20 protein-coding genes and 1 pseudogene are annotated in these 20,954 nt (G+C 70.9%); 10 read left to right on the forward strand and 11 right to left on the reverse strand.

The features are described from left to right. Positions 1 to 30: 30 nt before the first annotated feature. The gene (locus tag AB0G79_RS13855) at positions 31 to 369 is read right to left on the reverse strand and encodes a thioredoxin domain-containing protein (protein WP_360805321.1); all 339 of its coding nucleotides are present in this window, start codon (positions 367 to 369) and stop codon (positions 31 to 33) included. Between the two features lie 106 nt (positions 370 to 475). After that, complete coding sequence (locus AB0G79_RS13860) at positions 476 to 1,639, reverse strand: serine hydrolase domain-containing protein (RefSeq protein ID WP_360805323.1); 1,164 nt, start codon at positions 1,637 to 1,639, stop codon at positions 476 to 478. Positions 1,640 to 1,788: 149 nt separating this feature from the next. Here AB0G79_RS13860 and AB0G79_RS13865 point away from each other — a divergent pair, with 149 nt between their 5' ends. Then, entirely contained in the window at positions 1,789 to 2,457 is a 669-nt protein-coding gene (locus tag AB0G79_RS13865) for a helix-turn-helix domain-containing protein (RefSeq protein ID WP_360805326.1), read from the forward strand. Positions 2,458 to 2,507: 50 nt separating this feature from the next. On the opposite strand, the gene AB0G79_RS13870 is transcribed toward AB0G79_RS13865, so the two are convergent. Further along, on the reverse strand, positions 2,508 to 3,236 hold the full coding sequence (locus AB0G79_RS13870; RefSeq protein WP_360805329.1) for a 2-phosphosulfolactate phosphatase: 729 nt from the start codon (positions 3,234 to 3,236) through the stop codon (positions 2,508 to 2,510). A gap of 296 nt (positions 3,237 to 3,532) precedes the next feature. Beyond that, positions 3,533 to 4,327, reverse strand: coding sequence for a DUF2785 domain-containing protein (locus AB0G79_RS13875; RefSeq protein ID WP_360805332.1), 795 nt, complete (start codon positions 4,325 to 4,327; stop codon positions 3,533 to 3,535). An 88-nt stretch (positions 4,328 to 4,415) separates the two neighbouring features. Here AB0G79_RS13875 and AB0G79_RS13880 point away from each other — a divergent pair, with 88 nt between their 5' ends. After that, positions 4,416 to 4,982: a GNAT family N-acetyltransferase gene (locus tag AB0G79_RS13880; protein ID WP_360805335.1), complete on the forward strand. Its 567-nt coding sequence runs from the start codon at positions 4,416 to 4,418 to the stop codon at positions 4,980 to 4,982. 56 nt (positions 4,983 to 5,038) lie between these two features. Continuing rightward, positions 5,039 to 5,776 (forward strand): VOC family protein, encoded by a 738-nt coding sequence (locus AB0G79_RS13885; RefSeq protein WP_360805338.1) that lies wholly within the window; start codon positions 5,039 to 5,041, stop codon positions 5,774 to 5,776. Between the two features lie 181 nt (positions 5,777 to 5,957). Here AB0G79_RS13885 and AB0G79_RS13890 read toward each other — a convergent pair. Further along, a pseudogene (locus tag AB0G79_RS13890) lies at positions 5,958 to 6,272 on the reverse strand (hypothetical protein); the annotation flags it as partial. Between the two features lie 225 nt (positions 6,273 to 6,497). Between AB0G79_RS13890 and AB0G79_RS13895 the strand changes: the two are divergent. Then, complete coding sequence (locus AB0G79_RS13895; protein ID WP_360805341.1) at positions 6,498 to 7,886, forward strand: aspartate ammonia-lyase; 1,389 nt, start codon at positions 6,498 to 6,500, stop codon at positions 7,884 to 7,886. Between the two features lie 99 nt (positions 7,887 to 7,985). On the opposite strand, the gene AB0G79_RS13900 is transcribed toward AB0G79_RS13895, so the two are convergent. After that, a complete protein-coding gene (locus AB0G79_RS13900) occupies positions 7,986 to 9,413 on the reverse strand; it encodes a hypothetical protein (RefSeq protein ID WP_360805344.1) in 1,428 nt (475 codons plus the stop codon). Between the two features lie 308 nt (positions 9,414 to 9,721). Between AB0G79_RS13900 and AB0G79_RS13905 the strand changes: the two genes are divergently transcribed. From AB0G79_RS13905 to AB0G79_RS13930, 6 genes are all read left to right on the forward strand, one after another. Continuing rightward, on the forward strand, positions 9,722 to 10,663 hold the full coding sequence (locus AB0G79_RS13905; RefSeq protein WP_360805346.1) for an ABC transporter substrate-binding protein: 942 nt from the start codon (positions 9,722 to 9,724) through the stop codon (positions 10,661 to 10,663). Between the two features lie 2 nt (positions 10,664 to 10,665). After that, positions 10,666 to 11,625, forward strand: coding sequence for an amino acid ABC transporter permease (locus AB0G79_RS13910; RefSeq protein ID WP_360805349.1), 960 nt, complete (start codon positions 10,666 to 10,668; stop codon positions 11,623 to 11,625). 8 nt (positions 11,626 to 11,633) lie between these two features. Then, positions 11,634 to 12,386, forward strand: coding sequence for an amino acid ABC transporter ATP-binding protein (locus AB0G79_RS13915; RefSeq protein WP_360805917.1), 753 nt, complete (start codon positions 11,634 to 11,636; stop codon positions 12,384 to 12,386). Beyond that, positions 12,383 to 13,600: a M20 family metallopeptidase gene (locus AB0G79_RS13920; protein ID WP_360805352.1), complete on the forward strand. Its 1,218-nt coding sequence runs from the start codon at positions 12,383 to 12,385 to the stop codon at positions 13,598 to 13,600. Before AB0G79_RS13915 ends, AB0G79_RS13920 begins: the two co-directional genes overlap by 4 nt. A gap of 139 nt (positions 13,601 to 13,739) precedes the next feature. Further along, complete coding sequence (locus AB0G79_RS13925; protein WP_360805355.1) at positions 13,740 to 15,029, forward strand: cyanophycinase; 1,290 nt, start codon at positions 13,740 to 13,742, stop codon at positions 15,027 to 15,029. A 166-nt stretch (positions 15,030 to 15,195) separates the two neighbouring features. Continuing rightward, on the forward strand, positions 15,196 to 16,149 hold the full coding sequence (locus tag AB0G79_RS13930; protein WP_360805358.1) for an ABC transporter substrate-binding protein: 954 nt from the start codon (positions 15,196 to 15,198) through the stop codon (positions 16,147 to 16,149). Positions 16,150 to 16,216: 67 nt separating this feature from the next. Here AB0G79_RS13930 and AB0G79_RS13935 read toward each other — a convergent pair whose 3' ends face one another. The 5 genes from AB0G79_RS13935 to alr form a co-directional block, all read right to left on the reverse strand. Then, positions 16,217 to 17,092 (reverse strand): MurR/RpiR family transcriptional regulator, encoded by an 876-nt coding sequence (locus AB0G79_RS13935; RefSeq protein ID WP_360805361.1) that lies wholly within the window; start codon positions 17,090 to 17,092, stop codon positions 16,217 to 16,219. Between the two features lie 675 nt (positions 17,093 to 17,767). Then, complete coding sequence (locus tag AB0G79_RS13940; protein WP_360805364.1) at positions 17,768 to 18,508, reverse strand: peptidoglycan-binding domain-containing protein; 741 nt, start codon at positions 18,506 to 18,508, stop codon at positions 17,768 to 17,770. Further along, positions 18,508 to 18,753 (reverse strand): hypothetical protein, encoded by a 246-nt coding sequence (locus AB0G79_RS13945; RefSeq protein ID WP_360805367.1) that lies wholly within the window; start codon positions 18,751 to 18,753, stop codon positions 18,508 to 18,510. Before AB0G79_RS13945 ends, AB0G79_RS13940 begins: the two co-directional genes overlap by 1 nt. Positions 18,754 to 18,968: 215 nt before the next feature. After that, positions 18,969 to 19,478 carry a hypothetical protein gene (locus tag AB0G79_RS13950; protein WP_360805370.1) on the reverse strand — a complete coding sequence of 170 codons (510 nt, stop codon included), beginning with the start codon at positions 19,476 to 19,478 and terminating at the stop codon, positions 18,969 to 18,971. Positions 19,479 to 19,687: 209 nt separating this feature from the next. After that, complete coding sequence (gene alr / locus AB0G79_RS13955) at positions 19,688 to 20,842, reverse strand: alanine racemase (RefSeq protein ID WP_360805373.1); 1,155 nt, start codon at positions 20,840 to 20,842, stop codon at positions 19,688 to 19,690. Between the last annotated feature and the right edge of the window lie 112 nt (positions 20,843 to 20,954).

Below are 20,954 nucleotides of genomic sequence, written 5' to 3' on the forward strand. Positions count from 1 at the left end.
GCGGACGCCGCCCCGATGCCCCGGCGGCGGTCAGAGGTGACCGTCGAGGAGGCCGCGGACCTCGGAACCGGTCATCGGGCCCGTCCCCTGGGCCACGGCCTCCCCTCCCTCCAGGAGGACGTAGGACGGAGCGCCGGTGACCTCGTACCGCTTGGTCGCGAGCGGGCAGCGGGTGATGTCGGTCCGGACGACCGTGAGACGCCCGGTGTACTCGTCGGCCACGCCGCCGATGACGAGGTCCATGGCGCGGCAGGGCTCGATCGCCTTGGGCCAGGTCCCGACGAAGTAGGCGAGGACCGGAACCGGGCTCATCCGGAGGATGAAGTCGAACTCCGCGTCCTCGCGGGGCTGATGGACCTGCTTCGCCATGGAGGCTCCTGACCTGTGGTTCCGTCGTTCGGGTCCATCATCCCGCGAGTGCGGCGAGTGCGGCGAGTGCGGCGAGTGCCGCGACGCGTCTGGGGGACGGCCCCGGTCAGCCGTACATCGCCGCGTGGTGGAACGCGGCGAGGGCGTCGTCGATCGGATGCGGCTGCGGCCTGCCCGAGGCGTCGAGCTCGTTCCACCTCTGGAGGTTCACCGCGACCGCCATCTGCCGCCCGCCGTCGGCGCGGATCAGGGCGAGGGTGCCGCCGCCCCAGACCGTACCGCCGTGCCCCCAGTAGGTGGCCCGGCCGGGCTCGCCCATCGTGTGCAGGCCGAGGCCGTAGTCACCGGTCCTCCCGTCCTGCAGGACGACCGGGACGGTCCGTCGCATCTCCTCCAGTGACGCGGGACCGACGATCCTGCCCGCGAGCAGGAGGGCGTAGAACCGGTTGAGGTCCGTGACGGTCGAGACGAGGGACGCGGCGGGGCCCACCCACGACATGTCGAAGACGCTGTAGTCGCGCGGCGGGTCGATCATGGTGAACCATGCCTCGTACAGCCGCGAGTGCGGCCCTTCGACGGCCGGGCCGGTGGGGAATCCGGTGTCCTGGAGCCCGGCGGGTTCGATGACGTTCCGGGTGATGCACTGCTCCGCCGTCATGCCCGTCACCTGCTCCAGGAGCCGCGTCAGGAGCAGGTAGTTGGTGTTGGAGTACAGGCCGGGCGTGTCCCCGGGCGCGCCCGCGGCGGGGGCGGTGACCCCCATCTCGATCAGGTCGTCCGCGTCGAAGCGGGTGAACCGGTTGTCGTCGAGGCTCTCCGGCGAGGTGTCCTGGAGGGCGGGGTACGCCCTGAGGGAGGGATAGGCGTACGGGAAGTACTCGGCGAGGCCGCTGGTGTGGTTGACCAGCATCCGCACGGTGATGCTCTCGGCGCGCTCTCCCAGGTGCGGCACCGTGAGGTACCGGCCGACCGGCGCGTCGAGGTCGAGGCGGCCGGCCTCCGCCAGCCGGAGGACGGCCGAGGCGGTGAAGGTCTTGGTGACGCTGCCGACGCGGTGGCGCATGTCGGCCGTGACGGGGCGGCGGGTGTCGAGGTCGGCGACTCCGGCGGCGCCGCGCCAGACCTGGTCGCCGGCGCGCACCTCGGCGAACAGGCCCGGTATTCCGGCGCGGTGGGCGTTCCGGATGGCGGCGTCGAGCGCCGCGAAGTCCAGGGAGTCCACGGAGTCCGGAGGATCCAGGGAGCCCGGATCGTTCGAGTGGTTCCTCACGACATGCGTCCTTTCGCAGTGCCTCAAGGGTCGGTCCCGCGCCTGCGGCCTGGTTCGGGCGGCAGTGCGGCACGCTCGTGCATCCATTATGCACGCACTGCGTGCAACACCAAGTGCGTGAGAGACTGGAGTCCGACGAGAGGGGCGTAATGGCAGGTCGCAGGCGTTGGACGACGGAGGAAATCCTGGACGCGGCAGCGGAGTTGCTGCGCACGAGCGACGCGGAGTCGTTCAGCGTGCGCAAGCTCGCCGCGAGTCTCGGGACGGATTCCTCCAGCCTCTACCGGCACTTCCGCAGCAAGACGGAACTGCTGCGCGCGGTCGCCGACCGGGTCCTCGTGGCGTCGATGGACGGCTACCGCCCCGAGCCCGACTGGGACTGGAAGCGACGCCTGACCGAACTGGCCCTGCGGGTCAGGGAGTCGTTCGGCGAGCAGCCGCAACTCGCGGCCGCCTGGGGCCGGTACGCCTCAGGAGGGGCCGGGTCCCGCCTGGTCATGGAGGAGGTCCTCCAGGCGCTGCGGGCCTCGGGTCTTCCCGACGAGGAGATCCCGGCGCGCTACCACCGCCTCGCGGTCCTCCTCTCCGCGCTGATCTCCTCCGAGGCCGGCATCGGCATCATCAAGCCGGAGGAGTTCGAGCAGGGCATGGAGCTCTTCCGCGTGGCGGCCCTGGGCGCCGACCCGGAGCGCTTCCCGACCCTGGCCCACTTCGCCCGCGAGGTCCGCCCCCTCGGCGTGGACCGCCGCGAGGCGTTCGAGGACATCGTCGCGGCGCACTTGGCGCAGATCGAGGCGGAGGTTCTCCGCGCGGGCTGACGGGGTCCGGCGCGTGAGCTGACGCCTGCGCCGACGCGCAAGACGGCGTGTCAGCCGACGACGCTATCGCCGACGCCGGGGGCGGGGGCGCGGAACGGCCGGAACGGCCGGAACGGCCGGAGCACGGCCATCCCGTCCTCCAGGCCGAGCCTCATGGCGAAGTCGAAGCTGTCGACCTGGCAGCACAGGTCCACATCGGCGGGACGAGCCCCGCCGCGTACACCCGAGCGCAGGTCGTCGGCGGCGGGCGACGTGCGCGCGCGATGCAGGTAGGGGGCCGGGTCGGGACGGTCCCCTCCGGCCAGGAGCCGGTCCAGATAGTCGGCACAGGCCAGGTCCTCGACCGCGCGCCCGTCCTCGCCGGTGGCCACGAGCGTCACCGCGTCGGCCCCGGCGTCCGCGAGCACGCGGGCCGTCGCGCCGGCGACGGCGAAACTCGCGCAGAGCGCGAGGTCGGCCTTGACGACCGCGAGGGCTCCCACCGTTCCCGCGGTGGTCTTCTGCACGACCGTGCGGCCGGTGAGGTCGGACTCCTGGATCAGAACGGGCGAGTTGACGAGGTCGAACCCGTCGGCCGGAGCCCCGTCCTTGAGCGCCAGCCAGCCCGGGTGCCCCGCCTTGATCTCCAGCGCCTCGTCCGCGTCGGCGGCGAGGACGATCTTCTCCGCACCGAGGTGGAAGGCCCACGCGGCGGTGGTGAACGCCCGCATGACGTCGATGACGACGGCCACCGTCTCGGTGCCGTCGAGATCCGGTATGCCGACTGTTCGCGAACGCATCCGACGATGGTCGCAGCCGGTGGAACCGACGCACAAGACACTTCGGCGATCTTCCGTACGCACGGGACGACACCATCGGAGCGGCACGCCCGGACCCGTACCCACGCACCCAAGCTGGACTGTCCGCGCCGATCGCCGATCGCCGATGGCCGACCGAAGGCGCAGGAGTCCGTAGCCTGCCGTTCGTGCTCGCCGCGGCGGACCGGCGCGTCGTCGGCCGCATCCTGTCCCCCGTCTTCACGGAGCTGTGCGCGCGGGAGCTGGAGGTCTTGGGAGGAAGCGAGGCGCCGGGCTGATCAGCGCTTGACGATCCGGTCCAGCGTCCGGGCGACGGCCGCCTTCACGGCCTCGGGGTGCCGCAGCGGCCGGGCCGGCTGCTCGCTGGTGGGGCGTACTCCGCGGTCGGCCAGGATGTAGAGCAGACGCAGTGTGCGCAGGCAGTTGGTGAGGTGCGCGGGCACCGGGGTCACGATCCGGTCCGCTCCGAAGCGGTCGGACACCGCGTCCAGCCAGCCGACGGAGTCGGCCTCGCTCAGGTCCTGGCGGGTGAGGACGCGCGCGACCGCCCGGGCCAGACGGTCGTCCTCCAGCTGGTCGAAGACGTGGTCGGTGGGCGCGGTCAGCCGGGCGGCGGCCAGGGCGAGCATCCGCGACGGGTCGACGTCGGGGTGGAGCCCGAGTGTGGCGAGGAGGTCCGCCCCGTGGGCGACGGAGTGCAGCCAGCCGACCGTCGCGTCGTGCCCGCGGAGGTCGGACTCCGCGGGGTACCAGACCTCGAAGTCGTCCACCCAACCGGCCTTGAGGTCGCCCGCGCTCACGAGCATGTCCAGGACGAGGGGTGCGAAGGTACGGGCCTCGGTACGCGGGTGCGTGAAGCGGGCGGCCATCTCGTCACCGAGCGCGAGGCGCCGGGCCGTTCCGATCGTCCCGCGGTCGATCCAGGTGGCGAGGACGGCGTACGGCGCGCCGTCCCGGATCTGCGGATCGGGGTCGGCCAGGGCGACGGACAGCTCGCTGACGAGATCGTCCAGCGACCGGGTTCCGGTGGGCACGGCGTAGCCGGCGGCCTCGACGCCGTTCCAGTTGATCATGAACGGAACCCTACGCGGCGCGCGGGGACGTACGCCTCCGGTTTTCTTCCGGCCTCCCCGCCGGGGTGGCGATGTTTATCATCCGACGATGGACCCTTCCGTGACGCTCCAGGTTGCCGCGACCCCCTCCCGTCCCGCTCTCGTCCTGCGCCCCTGGCGCGAGGAGGACATCCCCGCCCTCGTCGAGGCCTACCGGGATCCGGCGCTGCGCCGGGCGTCGTCCCTCGTGGTGGACGGCGAGGACAGCGGGCTGGAGTGGGTGCGCGCCGAGGAGCGGGGCTGGACGAACGGCGACCGGCTCGCCTTCGCGGTTCTCGAAGAAGGGGCCGACGGAGAGTGGGGGAGCGTCGTCGGCAACGTGGTGCTGAAGGGCGTGACGCCCGGCAAGACCTCCGCCGAGGTCGGCTACTGGACGGCGGCGCACGCCCGAGGCCGGGCCGTGGCCCCGCGCGCCCTCGACGCCCTGACCGCCTGGGCCTTCGACGTCTTCGCGGGCGACGGCCTCACCACCCTCGAACTCCTCCACCAGACCGACAACCCGGCGTCCTGCCGCGTCGCCGAGAAGACCGGCTTCGCCCTCGACGGCATCCTGCCGGCGTCCCCTCCCGCCTACCCCAACGACGGCCACGTGCACGTGCGTCGCACGGGTACCTGACAGATACCGCGCGGGCGGGCAGGAGGCCCGTGACCTCCAGTTCTAGGCTTGGAGGCATGACGACGAGACTCGTACAGATCACCATGCAGGCGCAGGACGACGCGGCGCTCGGTCGCTTCTGGGCGGAGGCGCTCGGCTGGGGCGTCGAGAGCGAGGGGCCGGGGATCACCAACCTCGAACCGGTGGGCTTCGACTATCCCGACCCCGCCGCCGTCTGCCTCGACATCGTGGCCCGCCCGGAACCGAAGCAGGTCAAGAACCGGGTGCACGTCGATCTCGCCACCACCTCGACCACCCACCAGACGGAGCTGGTCGAGCGGCTCCGCGGCCTCGGCGCGACGCTCGCCGACGTGGGGCAGGGGGACGTTCCCTGGACGGTGATGGCGGATCCCGAGGGCAACGAGTTCTGCGTCCTGGAGCCCCGCGAGACCTACCGGGACACCGGCCCGGTCGCCGCGATCGTCGTCGACTGCGCCGACCCCCGGGGGATGGCCCGGTTCTGGGGCCAGGCCACGGACTGGACGGTCCACCAGGTCACCGACGATCAGGCGGCGCTGCGCTCCGCCAAGGGCGTCGGGCCCTACCTGGAATTCATCCGCACACCCGACGCCAAGACCGTCTGGAACCGCGTGCACCTCGACGTCCGCCCGTACCCCGGCGACGACCCGGCGACGGAGGAAGCCCGCCTGCGCGCCCTGGGCGCCGGGGACCCGGGCATCGACCAGTCCGCCATCTCCTGGCGGGTGCTCACCGACACCGAGGGCAACGAGTTCTGCCTGCTCTCCCCCCACTGAAAAGGAGCGGGTCCGAGGCGTAGCCTGCCCTCGGACCCTGGCCCGGTCGATCCGGCGATGAGCGGCGCATGCTGAGTCTGGAGCAATGGCCCGAGATTGACTGCGGTTCGCCTCTGCCGGGATGAGGACTCGAACCTCACATCAACCGCGGATGTCACGACAAGGCTCAGCTTCAGCTTTGCAGCTCGTTGACCCGTCGGGCCGGCAGCGCACCGGAGAACTTCACCGTCGTCCAGTACCCGACGGGAACGTCCTCGTGGTACACCTCGACCTGCGCCGGGTGCTTGTCCGTCGCCTCCGCCTTCACGTGGTTGCGCGGCACCTGCACGAGCGTCGACTCGGGCGGCAGCTGCTCGCCCTCCTCGTCCTGCGGCTGGCACGTGCGCGAGATTCCGGCGAGCAACGCGGGCTTGCTGAGGCCATGGTGAGCAGCCGTCAGGTCTTGATGCGCCCCCGACTCGACGCCCTTCTCCACGGCGATGATCTGGTTCAGCAACGTTCGGGAATCGCGTGATTCGCTTCAGGCTGGACCCAGGTTCTGCCCTCCCGTATCGAGCCCATCAGGAGTGAGAGGAGGGGGGACCGCATCGTGGGCCAATGGTGACCTCGTCGACCAGCCAAGTAACGGTTGATTCTAACGATGCCTTGCGAGCCCTTGTTGTAATGGACGATACTTCCATGGGTTCGGAAGGAACCGATCGTCAAGGGCGAAGGGGCCGCTATGCAGCGCGAGGAGCACGACCTGATAGGCGGGAGAGAGGTGGGGGCCGAGGTGTACTGGGGCATCCACACGCTGCGGGCGGTGGAGAACTTCCCGCTCACCGGGATCCCGCTCTCGTCGCACCCCGAACTCGTCGTGGCCCTCGCGGCGGTCAAGGAGGCGGCCGCGCTCGCCCACCTGGAACTGGGGACGCTTCCCGAGGAGGAGGCCAGGGCGATCGTCGGCGCATGCCGGGAGATCCGCGGCGGTCGCCTCCACGACCAGTTCGTCGTGGACGTCTTCCAGGGCGGGGCGGGCACGTCGGCGAACATGAACGCCAACGAGGTCATCGCCAACCGTGCGCTCGAGCTTCTCGGACACGCGCGGGGAAGTTACGCACATCTCCATCCCAACGACGACGTGAACCGGTCCCAGAGCACGAACGACGTGTACCCCACGGCGGCCAAGCTCGCCCTGTACGCCGCCGCCGGGCGGCTGTTGGACGCGATGTCCGTGCTGCGCAACGCCTTCGCCGAACGGGGCGGGGCCTTCGCGAAGACCGTCAAGCTCGGCCGCACCCAGTTGCAGGACGCGGTGCCCATGACGCTGGGCCAGGAGTTCGACGCGTTCGCCCTCACCGTGCGCGACGACGCCGAGCTCGTCCGCCTCGCCTCCGATGCCCTGCTGGAGGTCAACCTGGGGGGAACGGCCATCGGCACGGGTCTCAACGCCGATGCCGGGTTCGCGGCACTGGCCGTGACCCACCTCGCCGCCGTCTCGTCCGCACCAGTCAGGCCCGCCCGTGACCGGGTGGAGAGCACGCAGGGAGTGGGCGGGTTCATCCGGCTCTCCGGTGCCATGCGGCAGTTCGCGCTGCGCCTCTCGAAGATCTGCAACGACCTCAGGCTCCTGGCCTCGGGCCCGCGCGCGGGACTGGGCGAGATCAGGCTGCCGGAGCTCCAGGCCGGGTCGAGCATCATGCCGGGCAAGGTCAACCCCGTGATGCCCGAGGCGGTCAACCAGGTCTGCTTCGACGTCGTCGGGGCGGACGCCGCCGTCTGCGCGGCGGCGCAGGCGGGACAGCTGCAGCTGAACGCCTTCGAGCCCTTGATCGTCCACCACCTGCTCAACTCGGCCAACCGGCTGGAGGCCGCCTGCGTGCTCCTCGCCGAGCGCTGTGTCGCGGGCATCGAGGCCGACGAGGAGCACCTGCTGGTTCTGGTGGAGAACAGTTCGGGTCTCGCCACCGCCCTCAACCCCGTCATCGGCTACCAGCGGGCCACGGCGCTGGCTCGCCGGTGCCAGGCGACCGGCGTTCCCGTCCGGGAGCTCGCGGCTCGCGAGGGGCTGATCCCCGAGGAAGAGCTCGCCTTCCTGCTGGACCCGTGGAGGCTCGCCCGGCCGAGTTGAACCGCCGGGGCCGCGCGCGCGTGGTTCGGGGGTGTCGGGGGCTGGAATAGGGGCGACCGGACCGCGAACGCGGTCCGGTCGCCCGTCGTGCGGGCCGGATCAGCTCTTCGTCACGGTGCAGCTGTAGGACGCGGTTCCGGATCCGCTGTAGGCCTCCATGTCGAGGTAGTAGGTGCCGGTTCCGGAGGCGGTCCTGGTGAAGGACAGGGACTCGTCGGTGCCGGCGCCGTTGTTGACGGAGCGGGTCAGGGTGCTGCCGTTCGTGTCGAGCCAGTAGAGGTCGGCGTCGTAGGCGGACGGGACGGCGCAGTTCACGGAGGCCTTCTGGCCCGAGGAGAGGGTCAGCTTGAAGTAGTCGCGGTCGCCGGTCGACTGCATGCTGCCGGTGAGGGTGCCGGGGGAGGAGAGGGTGGAGGCGTCGTCGGCCGTGTCGCGGGTGTCGTTCGGCTCGCTCTCGGCGAGCGTGCCCCCGCCGCCCTGGGTGCCGCAGTCGGTCACCGGAGTGCCGCTGTAGAGGTTGGGGTCGGTGACGCCGTTGGTGACGCTGCGGAGGTAGTAGCCGCAGGTGGGACGGTTCTTGAAGTCGAAGGTCGAGCCGGGCGTCAGGCGCCAGATCTTGAAGCCCGAGTAGGTCAGCGGCTTGCGGTCGACGGCCTGCTCCGGCTGGTGGTCGGCGAGGACGACGTAGGCGTCCTTGCCGTACTGGGTCGCCGTGCCGTTGCGGTCGAGGTACAGCGAGCCGCCGCCCTCCTCCACCCCGACGCCCCAGGCGGCGCCTCCCGGAGCGAGGCCGTCCTTCACCGCGCGGGCGAGGAAGGACATCGTGCGGCCCATGCGGTCGCGGGTCACGAAGTGCGAGTCGTTGATGACGGAACCGTAGTTCGCCCACTCGAACATGCCCGTGGTGAAGCTGATGTACCGGTCGTAGGGGTTGGCGAGCGCCTCGGCGCTGGTGACGCTGCCGTTGCAGGCGTCGTAGACGATCGGGCTGTTGATGTGGTGCCCCGCGCTGCCGCCGCCGGAGCCGCCGCCCTTGGCCACGACCGACTCGACGGAGGCCTCCAGCGCGGTCCCCTTCCAGGCGGCGTAGCGGCACTGGTCGCCGCCGGCGAAGTAGACGAACTCCGCGTTGCGGACGTCGGTGTTGACCTGACTGTTGTTGCCGTCGCTGGCCGCCGTGAGCGTCCACGTCGTACAGGAGTTGACTCCTGCGAGTCCGCTGATCGTGTCGCACTCGGGGGTCTTGCTCCCCGAGGTCGGCGCCGAGCCCGCCAGGACGACGACGTCGAGGGCTCCGGTTCCGCCGCGGACGTCGTCGATGGCCCGGGTCATCGAGGCGGTGACGATGCCGCCGGCGCCGTTCATGGTGAAGGCCGGGCCGTTCCACGTGCTCCTGCTGACGTCGGCCGTGTTGCCCAGTCTGATCCTGTCGGCCGCCGCGTGGGCGGGCTGATGCGCCATCAGCGCCGAGGCCATCGCGGTGAGTACGACGGCCGCCGAAGTGAACCTGAGTGAACGGGGTGGCATCTGCGCTCCAGGGAAAGGGATTGATCGATTCCGCAGCGACCCACCGAGGGGGCAGCGGCTGGTAGCGGAACATACAAGTAACGAGGCTTCGCAGGAAGATGTAAGAGTGTTTCAGCTTTCATCGATCGTCGAGGCCTGGAAAATATCTGGCCAAAACATCCAAATCGACCGCACCTGAGGTCGGTGGGGGCGTGTTACGTGAACGTAATGAGGCATACATCTAGTCAATGAGTGCGTCCGTATGTAACTTCTCTGCTGTGTCGGCGGCCAGAATCCGTCGGCAGAAAATCACCGAGAGGTTCCACGCGATGAACGCTCGTATCGCACGCCCCGCAGCGGCCGCCGTTGCCGCGGCGATCATGCTCGCCTCCCTGTCCGCCTGCGGAGGCGATGACGCGGCCGCCCCGTCCGGCAAGGCCGTCGTCGCCGGCGTGGAGGTCGTCAAGGACCAGAAGCTGCACGACCTGCTCCCCGAGAAGATCAAGAAGGCCGGCGAGGTGCGCGTCGCGACGGACGTCCCGTACCCGCCCTTCGAGATGTACGTGAAGGAGGGGGAGAGCGCGCTGACCGGGCTGGACTACGACCTCGGCCAGGCGCTCGGTGCCAAGCTGGGCGTGACCTTCGCCTTCGCCCCGCAGAAGTTCGACGGGATCGTCCCGGCCATCCAGGCCGGCAAGTTCGACGTGGCGATGTCCGCCATCACCGACAACAAGGACCGGCAGAAGGTCGTCGACTTCGTCGACTACTCCCAGTCCGGCTCCGGCATCCTCGTCGGTGACGGCAACCCCTCCAGGATCGAGAACCTGGACGACCTGTGCGGCCTCAAGGTTGCCGTCCAGACCGCCACCAACCAGCTCGACCTGCTGAAGTCCCACCAGGACGCCTGCGCCAAGGCGGGCAAGGCGAAGATCGACGTCCAGACCTTCCCCAAGGACTCCGACGCCCAGCTCGCCCTGCGCTCGGGCAAAGTCGTCGCCCAGGTGCTCACCAAGCCCGCCGCCGGCTGGGTCGCCAAGACCGCCGACGCCGGCAAGGCCTTCGACCTGGTCGAGGACCCTGCCGCGCCCGGCGGCTACAACGCCTCGCCCAACGGCATCGCGATCAGCAAGCAACTGCCCGAGCTGACGGACGCCGTGCAGAAGGCCCTGCAGGCCCTCATCGACGACGGCACCCTCATCAAGATCTACAACAAGTACGGCGTTCCGTCGATCGCGGTGAAGGAAGCCACCAAGAACGCGTCGGTGGACTGAGCATGATCGACACCAAGTCTCCCGTCGACACGACCACCGGTACGACGAGCACGCGCGATCTGGAAGTCGTGCCCGTCCGCAACTACGGGCGCTGGATCGCCGCGGTCGCCTCCCTGCTGGCCCTGGTCGGACTGGTCGGATCCCTGGCGAAGAACGACAACCTGCACTGGGACGTCGTCGGCGACTACCTCTTCGCCGACCTCATCTTCGACGGTCTGGCCACCACGCTCTGGCTGACGGCCGCCGCCATGCTCCTCGGCCTGGCGCTCGGCACGCTGATCGCCGTCATGCGGCTCTCCTCCAGCCCCGTGCTGTACGGCCTCGCCAACGCCTTCGTCTGGGTCTTCCGCGGCACCCCCCTGCTCGTCCAGATCATCTTCTGGGGATACGCCGCGGCGCTCTACAAGTACGTGAAGGTGGGCATCCCCTTCACCGACGTCACGTTCTTCCAGGCCGAGACCAACACCCTGCTGACACCGTCGATCGCGGCCCTGCTCGCACTGGGCCTCAACGAGGCGGCCTACGCCTCCGAGATCGTCCGCGCCGGCATCCAGTCCGTCGACCCCGGCCAGGCCGAGGCCGCGCACTCGCTGGGCATGCGGCCCGCGCTCACCATGCGCCGGATCGTGCTGCCCCAGGCAATGCGCGTGATCATCCCGCCGATGGGCAACGAGACCATCAACATGCTCAAGATGACGGCACTGGTCTCGGTCATCTCCGCCCACGACCTGATGTCCAACATCCAGGACGTCTACGCCCAGAACTACCAGGTCATACCCATGCTGGTCGTGGCCAGCATCTGGTACCTGGCCCTCGTCACCCTCCTCAGCGTGCCCCAGGCATGGCTGGAACGACGCTACGGACGCGGCACCACCCGCGCCGGACACGTCTCCCCGCTCCGGCGCCTCCTCGGCGGAACCATGGAACGGCTCGGCAAGAACAGCAAGGAGCAGAACCGATGAGCACCCCCATGGTGCGCGCCGAAGGCGTACGCAAGCACTTCGGGAGACTGGAGGTCCTCAAGGGCATCGACCTCACCGTGGAACGCGGCCAGGTCTGCTGCCTCCTCGGACCCTCCGGCTCGGGCAAGTCCACGTTCCTGCGCTGCATCAACCACCTGGAGAAGATCGACGGAGGCCGGCTTGCCGTCGACGGACAGCTCGTCGGCTACCGTCAGCAGGGCGACAAGCTCCACGAGCTGCGCGAACGCGAGGTCGCCGAACGCCGACGGGACATCGGCATGGTCTTCCAGCGGTTCAACCTGTTCCCGCACATGACCGCCGTCGAGAACGTCATGGAAGCCCCTGTGAAGGTCGGGGCGGTCCCCAGGGCCGAAGCCCGTGAGCAGGCGCAGGAACTGTTGGCGCGGGTCGGACTCGGCGACCGCGCCCACCACTACCCCGCCCAGCTGTCCGGCGGCCAGCAGCAGCGCGTGGCGATCGCCCGCGCGCTCGCCATGCGGCCCAAGCTGATGCTCTTCGACGAGCCCACCTCCGCCCTCGACCCCGAGCTGGTCGGAGACGTCCTTGACGTGATGCGACAGCTCGCGGCCGACGGCATGACCATGGTCGTCGTCACCCACGAGATCGGCTTCGCCCGCGAAGTCGGCGACACCGCCGTCTTCATGGACGAGGGCGTCGTCGTGGAGGCGGGAGCCCCCCGCAGGGTGCTCGTCGACCCGGAGCAGGAGCGCACCCGCGCCTTCCTGTCCAAGGTCCTGTGAGCGCCCCCACCCGCCGGCAGGACCGGCTCGGGCACTTCCTCGACCTGGCTCGGGCCCGCCGCCCCGACTACCTGCGCGACCTGGAACAGCTCGTCTCCATCGACTCCGGCTCCTACAGCCCCGAAGGCGTCGACGAGGTCGCCGACTGGGTCGAGCGTCGACTGGAGCGGATGGGGTTCGACGTCGAACGCGTCCGTTTCCCCGCCACCCCCGACGGACACCGGACCGGCGACGCCCTCATCGGGCGCAGACGCGGGGGCCTTCCCGAGGCGGAAGGAGGCCGCAGGATCCTCCTCGCCGGCCACATGGACACCGTCTTCGAGGACGGCACCGCCGCCGCCCGCCCCTTCCGCGTCGACGGCTCCACGGCGTACGGCCCAGGGGTCAGCGACGACAAGGGCGGTCTGCTCGCGGGCCTCACCGCCCTGGAGATCCTCGGGGAGTCCGGCACGGACGCCTACGCCGAGTTGGTCTTCCTCGCCACCCCTGACGAGGAGATCGGCTCCCCGGCCAGCCGCCCCCTGATCGAGAGCACTGCCAGGGACGTGCACTACGGCCTCGGCCTCGAATGCGCCCGGGAGAACGGCGACCTCGTCATCGCGCGCAAGGGCGTCGCGGACTTCCGCCTCACGGTCACCGGCCGGGCGGCGCACGCCGGCATCGAACCGGAGCGCGGAGCCAACGCCGCCCTCGCCGCCGCCCACCTGACCGTCGCCCTGCAGGCCCTCAACGGGCACTGGGACGACGTGACGGTCAACGTCGGAGTGGTCCGGGCCGGTACCCGCGCCAACATCGTCTGCCCCGACGCCGAGCTCCGCATCGAGGTCCGCGCCGCCACGACGGCCGACATCCAGCGCGTGACCCGGGCCATCCAGAAAGCCGCCGACCACCCGGGCGTCCCGGGCGTCACCGTGGAGGTCGAGCAGCTCGACCTGTGCCCCCCGATGGAGGACACCCCCGCCTCCCGGCGCATGCTCGACCACGCGCGCCGCGCCGCGCACGCGGCCGGGATCGAGCTCGGCGCCGCGGCGACCGGCGGAGTCGGAGACGCCAACCTCATCGCCGGAACCGGAGTTCCGGTCCTGGACGGCCTGGGCCCCGTCGGAGGCGCGGACCACACGCCCCAGGAGTGGCTCGACACCACCAGCGTCCCCCAGCGCGTCGCCATGCTCGCCGACCTGATCGTCTCCCTCGGCGACAGCAGCACCACCTGAACGGCACCGACGTGCCGGCGGAGGGAAGGTCCGCTTCCCTCCGCCGGCGCACTCGGCGACCCCGCCGGCTCGACCCGGGCCCGCACCGCACGCCGGACGCACGGGCTCATCGGCCCCCTCTCCCGCCTTCGGAGGCATCATGCGCGTACCTTCCGCTCCAGCCCGCCGCACCGTCCTCGCCGGCGGTCTCGTCGTGGCCCTCCTCACCGCGGCCGCTCCCGCGAGTGCCGACTCCCGACCAGACCGGCAGCAGACCGGATCCCTCGTGCTGATCGGCGGAGCACTGAAGGAGAACAACACCCAGGTCTACGGCGAGATCATCAAGCGGGCCGGCGGGCCGCAGGCCCGCATCGGCATCATCACCGCCGCCTCCGTGCCCGAAAGCCAGGACCCCCACGCCGGCGATCCCGCCCTGTGCAGCAACTCCGCCTGCAACGGCGCCTACTACGCCGACCTCTTCAAGCGCCACGGCGCCGCGGACGCCCAGTGGATCCCCCTCGACATCGACCACGCGGCCAACGCCGACTCGGACGCCGTCGTCGCGCAGGTCGAGTCCATGACCGGCTTCTTCTTCGGCGGAGGCGACCAGTACCGCTACATCACCACCCTCCTGCGCGGAGAGGAGCACAAGGACTCCAAGGTCCTCGCCGCCATCCGTGCCAAGCTCGCCCACGGGGCCGTGGTGTCCGGATCCTCCGCGGGCGCCCAGATCGCCTCCGGCCCCGACATGGTCAGCGGCGGCGAGTCCTACGAGTCGCTCCGCGACGGCAGCGCCCCCGGCTACTTCGACGACCCGACCCGCCTCGGATACATCCCCCAGGGCGGGTTCGGCTTCCTCCGCTCCGGACTCGTCGACACCCACACCGGTGCCTACGGACGCGAAGGCCGGGCGCTGCGCCTCGCCTCCGACACCGGCCACGACCGCGTCTACGCCCTCGAGGAGAACACCGCCCTGGTCGTCGACCGGCCCGGCGGCAACCGCGAGCACGTGACGGTCCTCGGCCCGAACGGCGTTGCCGTCCTCGACCTGCGCGCCGCCCGCGCCCACGACTCCGCGAACGGCTGGTCGCTGCGCCGGGCCCGGTACAGCTACCTCACCGACGGAGACCAGTACGACGCCCGCACGTGGACAGCGCGCGTCCACCCGGGCAAGCAGCCCCTGGTCCCCGCCGCCACGACCCCCGTGCCGGCCAACACCGACGTCTTCTACTCGGCCGCCAACGCGGACGGCACCCCCTACTCCTTCCGCACCACCGCCCGTGCCCTCGCGTCGACCCGGGCCCAGAACAGCGCCACCGCGACGACCTTCGAGACCGAACCGCGGTTCACCGTGACCTTCACCAAGGCGCGGGGGTTCGCCGCCTTCACCGGAGACGGCACCACCGCCCGCACCCTCATCGCGCTGCAGATCGACATCGCGCCGCAGTGATCGGCTGGGTGGCGGAGCCGGCCCGCTTCGCGGTGCCGGCTCCTCCGCTTTCCGCCCGACCAGCCGTCGGATGCGGGACCGCCCCCTCGCCGAGCGCGCGGCTGTGGGAGGTCCCGCCCCCCCCGGGAACAGTTGCCCGGTCCCTACTTCCGAGAAAGGCCGCCTCGTGCCGGTTCACCCCCGCCCCACGGTCGTCTCCGTCGCCCTCCTGACGCTCCTCGTCTCCGGATGCGGCACCGGCGACGACGCCTCGTCCCCCGCTCGGTCCCGGATGGCCGGCGCAGTGGCCGTCCTGCCCGACCTCACGATCAAGCCGAACCCCGCGTTCTACGCCATGCTCCCCGCAGACATCCGTGCCGAAGGGGTCGTCCGCGTCGCCACCGATGTTCCCTACCCGCCCTTCGAGATGTACACCGAGGAGGGGAGCGACCGGATCACCGGAATCGACTACGACCTCGGTCAGGCCCTGGGGGCCCGCCTCGGGGTCAGGTTCGAGTTCAAGGCGCAGAAGTTCGACGGGATCCTGCCCGCCGTGCAAGCGGGGAAGTTCGACGCCGTCATGTCGGCCATGACGGACAAGAAGGCCAGGCAGAAATCCGTGGACTTCGTCGACTACCTCAACGCCGGCCCCGGCTGGCTCGTCAAGAAGGGCAATCCCGAGAACATCGCGGTCGTGACGGACGTGTGCGGCAAGCCCGTCGGAGTGCAGACCGGAACCAACCACCAGAAGCTCCTTCAGCAGCGCCAGGAACTCTGCAAGGCGAAGCACCTCAAGCCCATCCGGATCCTCGCCTTCTCGAAGGACTCCGAGGCCCAGCTGGCCCTCCGGAGCGGCAAGGTCATCGCCGACTACCTGGACGAGGTCACCGCCGCGTACGTCGCCTCGAACGCGGACGGCGGCAAGTCGTTCTCCACGGTGACGGGGCGTGCGGCGGTCGGAGAGTACAGCGCCTCCCCGATGGGGATCGGGCTGTCGAAGGACCACCCGGGCCTCAAGGAAGCCGTTCAAGCGGCCCTGCAGTCCCTCATGGACGACGGCTCGTACCGCAAGATCCTCACGAAGTACCAGGTCCCCGGGATCGGGATCCCGAGGGCCACCGTCAACGGAGCCCTCGACTGACCCGTCCCGTGGAATCCCCTCCGCACCCTTCCTCCCGGCCGCGGTGCGGAGACCTCGGCGGGTCCGCTCACAGGAGGCCGGTGCGCCGGGCGATCCCTTCCGCCTCCTTCATCCGTTCGTGGCCGTCGCCGCCGACGCGGTCGAGGACCTCGGCGACGAGCGACTCCACGACCGCCAGAGCCGGAGTCAGGCTGTCGTAGGGGGACGGGGAGGACACCTGGGTGATGAGGACGACGTCCGCGTGGGCGGCGGCCGGCGAGAGCCACGGGTCGGTGAACACGATGACCTTGCCGCCGCGCTCCCTGGCCAGTTCGGCGATGAGCGTCTTGTCTGCCTCGTAACGCCGGTAGTCGAAGAGCACGGTGACGTCGCGCCGGGCGAGCTGCGTGAGGAACGACGTCCGCTCCACGTCCTTGTGCGGCAGGAGGCTCACCTGGTCGCGGAACTGCATCAGGTGCAGGCCCAGGTACTCGGCCAGAAGGTGCGTGAACCTTCCTCCCCCCAGGTGCACCCGGCGCCTGGGGTCGCCGAGGAGGGCCACCGCCTCCTCGAACTCGTGCTGGGCCACCTCGTCGAAGGTCTGGGAGACCGCCTGCTGCACAAGGGCCGAGCGCTCGCCGAGAGGGGTGGCCACGGAGCTGGGCCGGGCCATCGTCTCCCGCTCCGAGGCCTCCGCGGCCGCGTAGAGCGTGATCGGCGAGGCGTTGCGCGCGTCGAGTTCAGAGCGGAGCGCCGCCTGCAGATCGGGAAAGCCCTTGTAACCCAGCCGCGACGCGCACCGCAGCACTGTGGGCGCCGAGACGCCGGCCCGCTCCGCAATCGTGGCGACCGTCTCGAAGACCGCGGCGGGGTAGCCGGCCAGCAGGACCCGCGCGACCTTGCGTTCGGCAGGGCTCAGCTCTCCGAGCCGGCTGCGGATCTCGTCGGCCAGCGTGGGGCTCATGGACTTCCCTTCTGCAGCGGGAGGTCGCCGAAGCCTGCACACGGTCCTCACGACCGTGCCGTCTGGCCTCCCGCGTTTCACTTCATGGAGTTTCAGGGTGTAAATGTATCGCCTATTACGAGATCTGGACAGGCCTCCCGGGTGCGACGGCGAGTGCCTCCGGAGTGTTCGCACCGGCCGTCACCCGCGCCGCCGAGCCGAGGTCAGGGGCCTGCGCCGCGCCTGCCGGCGTGCGCGTGGTGGCGGTGACGCGTGCCGGGAGGCGGACGGCGCAGGCCAGGGGCTCGCCTTTCCCGCCGCCTGTCGATGCGCGACCTGTAGGTGCACGATCGACGCGTTTCGCGGTGGCGGTGGCGGGGGGCCAGCGGGCGACTCTCGACATCGCCACATCGGCAGCCGGGATCACCGGCACCCGCGTCGCACCAGTCGGTCACCACAGGGCCACGCCGGGCCGACACGACGTTGCCCGGACGCAGGTCCAGGTGCGCCCTGACGCCGACCCGCAGGGGGTCCGGAGAAGTGAGCGCCATCCCTTCGACGCCGATGAGGACACCGCGAACGGTGTCCTCATCGGCGTCCGACCAGCCGTCAGGTCGACGGACTGCGGTCGGCCTGGGTCGACCGCAGTCCGCAGGAATCCCGCCGACCGGGTTCACGGGTTCTTTGCCCGCGGCGCTAGGCGAAAGCGGCGCCCCATGTGGCCGGTCCGACGACGCCGTCCACGCTCAGGCCCTTGCTGGACTGGAAACTGCGGCAGGCCGTGTCGGAGCCCGGTCCGTACTGGCCGTCCACGGTGAGGGAGTAGCCGTGTTTGCTGTTCATCCGGTACTGCCAGGTCGCCACGCTGGCGTGCACGGTGGCCGGGGGCTGACGGAAGCTGACTCCGGGGAAGGGCAGCGGGCCGCCGCCGGGGTTGACCTCGCCGCTGAGGACCCGGGAGTACAGGTTGCCCGGGCAGCCGGTCGAATGGTGGTCGCGATGGCCGGTGATGGCCTGCGCGGCGCCGCCCGACACCCTCAGGCGGTTGATCCCGTACCGGATGGCGTCGATCAACCCGGCCGTGACGGTGTCGTAGTTGCCGCTGGTTCCACCCGTCAGCGCGCAGACCGCGTACCAGTCGTCGTTGCCCTGGGTGGTGCCCTGGGCGGCGGTGCGGACGTACTCGCCACGCCCCTGGAAGAGGTACCCGTGGACGCAGGCGAGATGGCTGTAGGCGATGTCCGACCAGCCGTTCGAATCCATGTGGTAGTTCTGGATGCCCCTCACCTGTGCGGCGCAGTCGCCGTGGTCGGCCTCGGCCACCTTCACGGCGTCGACGTGGTGGACGGCCACGCCGCCCTGTTCCGGTGTGATGCTGCCGCTGACGTTCGTGGGCGTTCGGGCGCCCCACTGGGCGCGGGTGACGAAGGTGGCCATCAGCGACGACCTCCACGGTCCACGGCGCAGCCGACGGTGGCGTTCAGCGGCTCGGGGCGGGCGCTCCGGGCGGCGTCGGAGCCGTAGACCGCTCCGGGATCGCGAGGGTGCGTCACGATCGACGGCCCCTCGCTCCTCGGCGGAAGAGGGGTGGCGGCGTACGCGGTTCCGGAGCGGACGACGGGGAGGGCGAGCGTGCTGCCGGCTGTCGCCAGCAGCACGACACGGCGGGAGATTCGGGGCAACGGTCCTCCAGGTGGGGCGAGTCGGTCGTGATTCTCGGGGCAGGATCCTCGACAACGGGGGCGCGGCGTCTGCCCGCGGGCGGACACATGGCCGGTCGACGCCCCTCCGGAGCCGGTGTCGCCGTCTGCCGAGCGGTGCGTTCGGCAGCGGGAGGGCACGTCGGCTCCGGAGGGCGGTGACCCGCATTGGGGCTGCCCGGGGGAGGAGCCGGCGGTCAGCAGCCGCCGCAGTTGTAGTAGGTCACGTCCCAGTGGTTGCCCTCGTCGGCGTAGACGTTGCCGCTGGCGGACTGCCACTGCGGAGCGCCGTCCCCGCGCACGCCGATGTAGGTGAAGTTGTCCTTGATGTAGGTGGCGAGGCACTTGGCCTTGCCGAAGTCCAGCTTGTAGCCGTTCCAGTGGGAGTAGGTGCCGCTGGCGTGTCCGGTCTCGGTGCCGCCGGTGATGTTGAGGGCGCAGCCGCTGGCGCTCTTGAGGGTCTGGGCGCCCTGGGCGCTGGCGAGGTTGAGCTGCTCGAAGGACGTACAGGTGGGGTCGTAGCGGTCGGAGCAGTTGCCGGACGAGGACCAGGTGATCCCGGAGGCGGTGAACATGGCGGTCGCGGTGGCGTGGCTGATCTTGGTGACGGCATGGGCCTCGCCGGCGGCGGTGAGGGCGCCGAACCCGGGGGCGAAGAGGGCGCCGGTGACGAGTGCCAGAGCGGTCAGGACGGGGCGGATCCTCATACTGGTTCTCCTGTCTGGACAGATGGAACGGAACGGTCCTCCGGTGCGGGTGCCGCGAAGGGAGGACGGATCAAGTGCCTGCCGCACGCGGCAGGGAGGTGCGGCCTGGTCGCCGCTGCTCCGTTAGGGCCGACGGCACGGAGCGGGCCGTGCCGGTCCGGTTCGGCCGGGGCCGGTGCCGGTACGGCGGTGGTCGAAGTGGGGGATCGTCAGTCCCCGTCGCCCGGGTAGACGCGCGGGACGCGCGCGCCGATGCGGGTCACGATCTCGTACGCGATGGTGTCGGCGGCCACCGCCCAGTCCTCGGCGGTCGGCTCGCCCCCCTCCCCGGACCCGAACAGCACCGCCTCGGCGCCGGGCTCGGGCGTGTCGCCGCCGAGGTCGACCACGAACTGGTCCATGGCCATCCGCCCCGCGACCGTGCGCACCCGGCCCCCGACCAGGACCGGGCCGCGGCCCGAGGCGTGCCGGGGGACCCCGTCCGCGTAGCCCAGCGGGACCAGGCCCAGGGTGGTCTCGCCCTCGGTGACGTAGTGGTGCCCGTAGCTCACGCCGCGCCCGGCGGGCACGTGCTTGACCAGCGCCACGCTCGCCTTGAGCGACATGACCGGCCGCAGGCCGAGCTCGGCGGAGGTGCCGAGCTCCTGGCTGGGCGAGACGCCGTACATCGCGATGCCCGGCCGGACCATGTCGAAGTGGGCCTCGGGAAGCGTCAGGGTGGCCGGCGAGTTGGCGATGTGCCGGACCTCTGGCTTCACGCCCGCCTTCTCGGCGTGGTCCAGCATCGAACGGAAGAGGTCCAGCTGAGCGGCGATGGAGGGGTGGTGCGGCTCGTCGGCGCACGCGAAGTGCGACCACAGACCGGTCACCTTCACCAGCCCCCGCGCCTGGGCCTCGAGCGCCTCGGTGACCAGCTCGGGCCAGTCGGCGGGCCGGCACCCGTTGCGCCCCAGTCCGGTGTCGGCCTTGAGCTGGATCCGCGCCCGCTCGCCGGTCGCCTCCGCGGCGGCGACCACCTCCCGCAGGGCCCACATGCCGCTCACCGACATGTCGAGACCGGCCTCGATGGCCCGGTCCCAGGGGTCGCCCGGCGTCCACAGCCAGCACATGACGGGCACGTCCGTGATCCCCGCCGCGCGCAGCGCGAGCGCCTCGTGCGGGGTGGCCGTGCCCAGCCAGTCCGCACCCGCGTCCAGGGCGGCACGGGCGCAGCGCACCGCGCCGTGTCCGTAGGCGTCGGCCTTGACGACGGCCATGATCCGGACGTGGGGGGCGACGTGGGCGCGCAGCGTGCGGACGTTCGCACGCAACGCGCCGAGGTCGATCTCGGCACGGGCTCTGCGGGGCGGCGGTGTCCCGGTCATGGCCGGCTTTCCCTTCCGTGGGACTGCACAGGGGTTCGAGGCGCGTGCTGGGGAGCGGTCGGCCCGCAGGGGCGCGGCCGGAGCCCGGACGGGACCCGGGGGACCGCTTCCC

Origin of the sequence: Streptomyces sp. NPDC020807, assembly GCF_040641575.1 — a bacterium.
GTDB lineage: Bacteria > Actinomycetota > Actinomycetes > Streptomycetales > Streptomycetaceae > Streptomyces.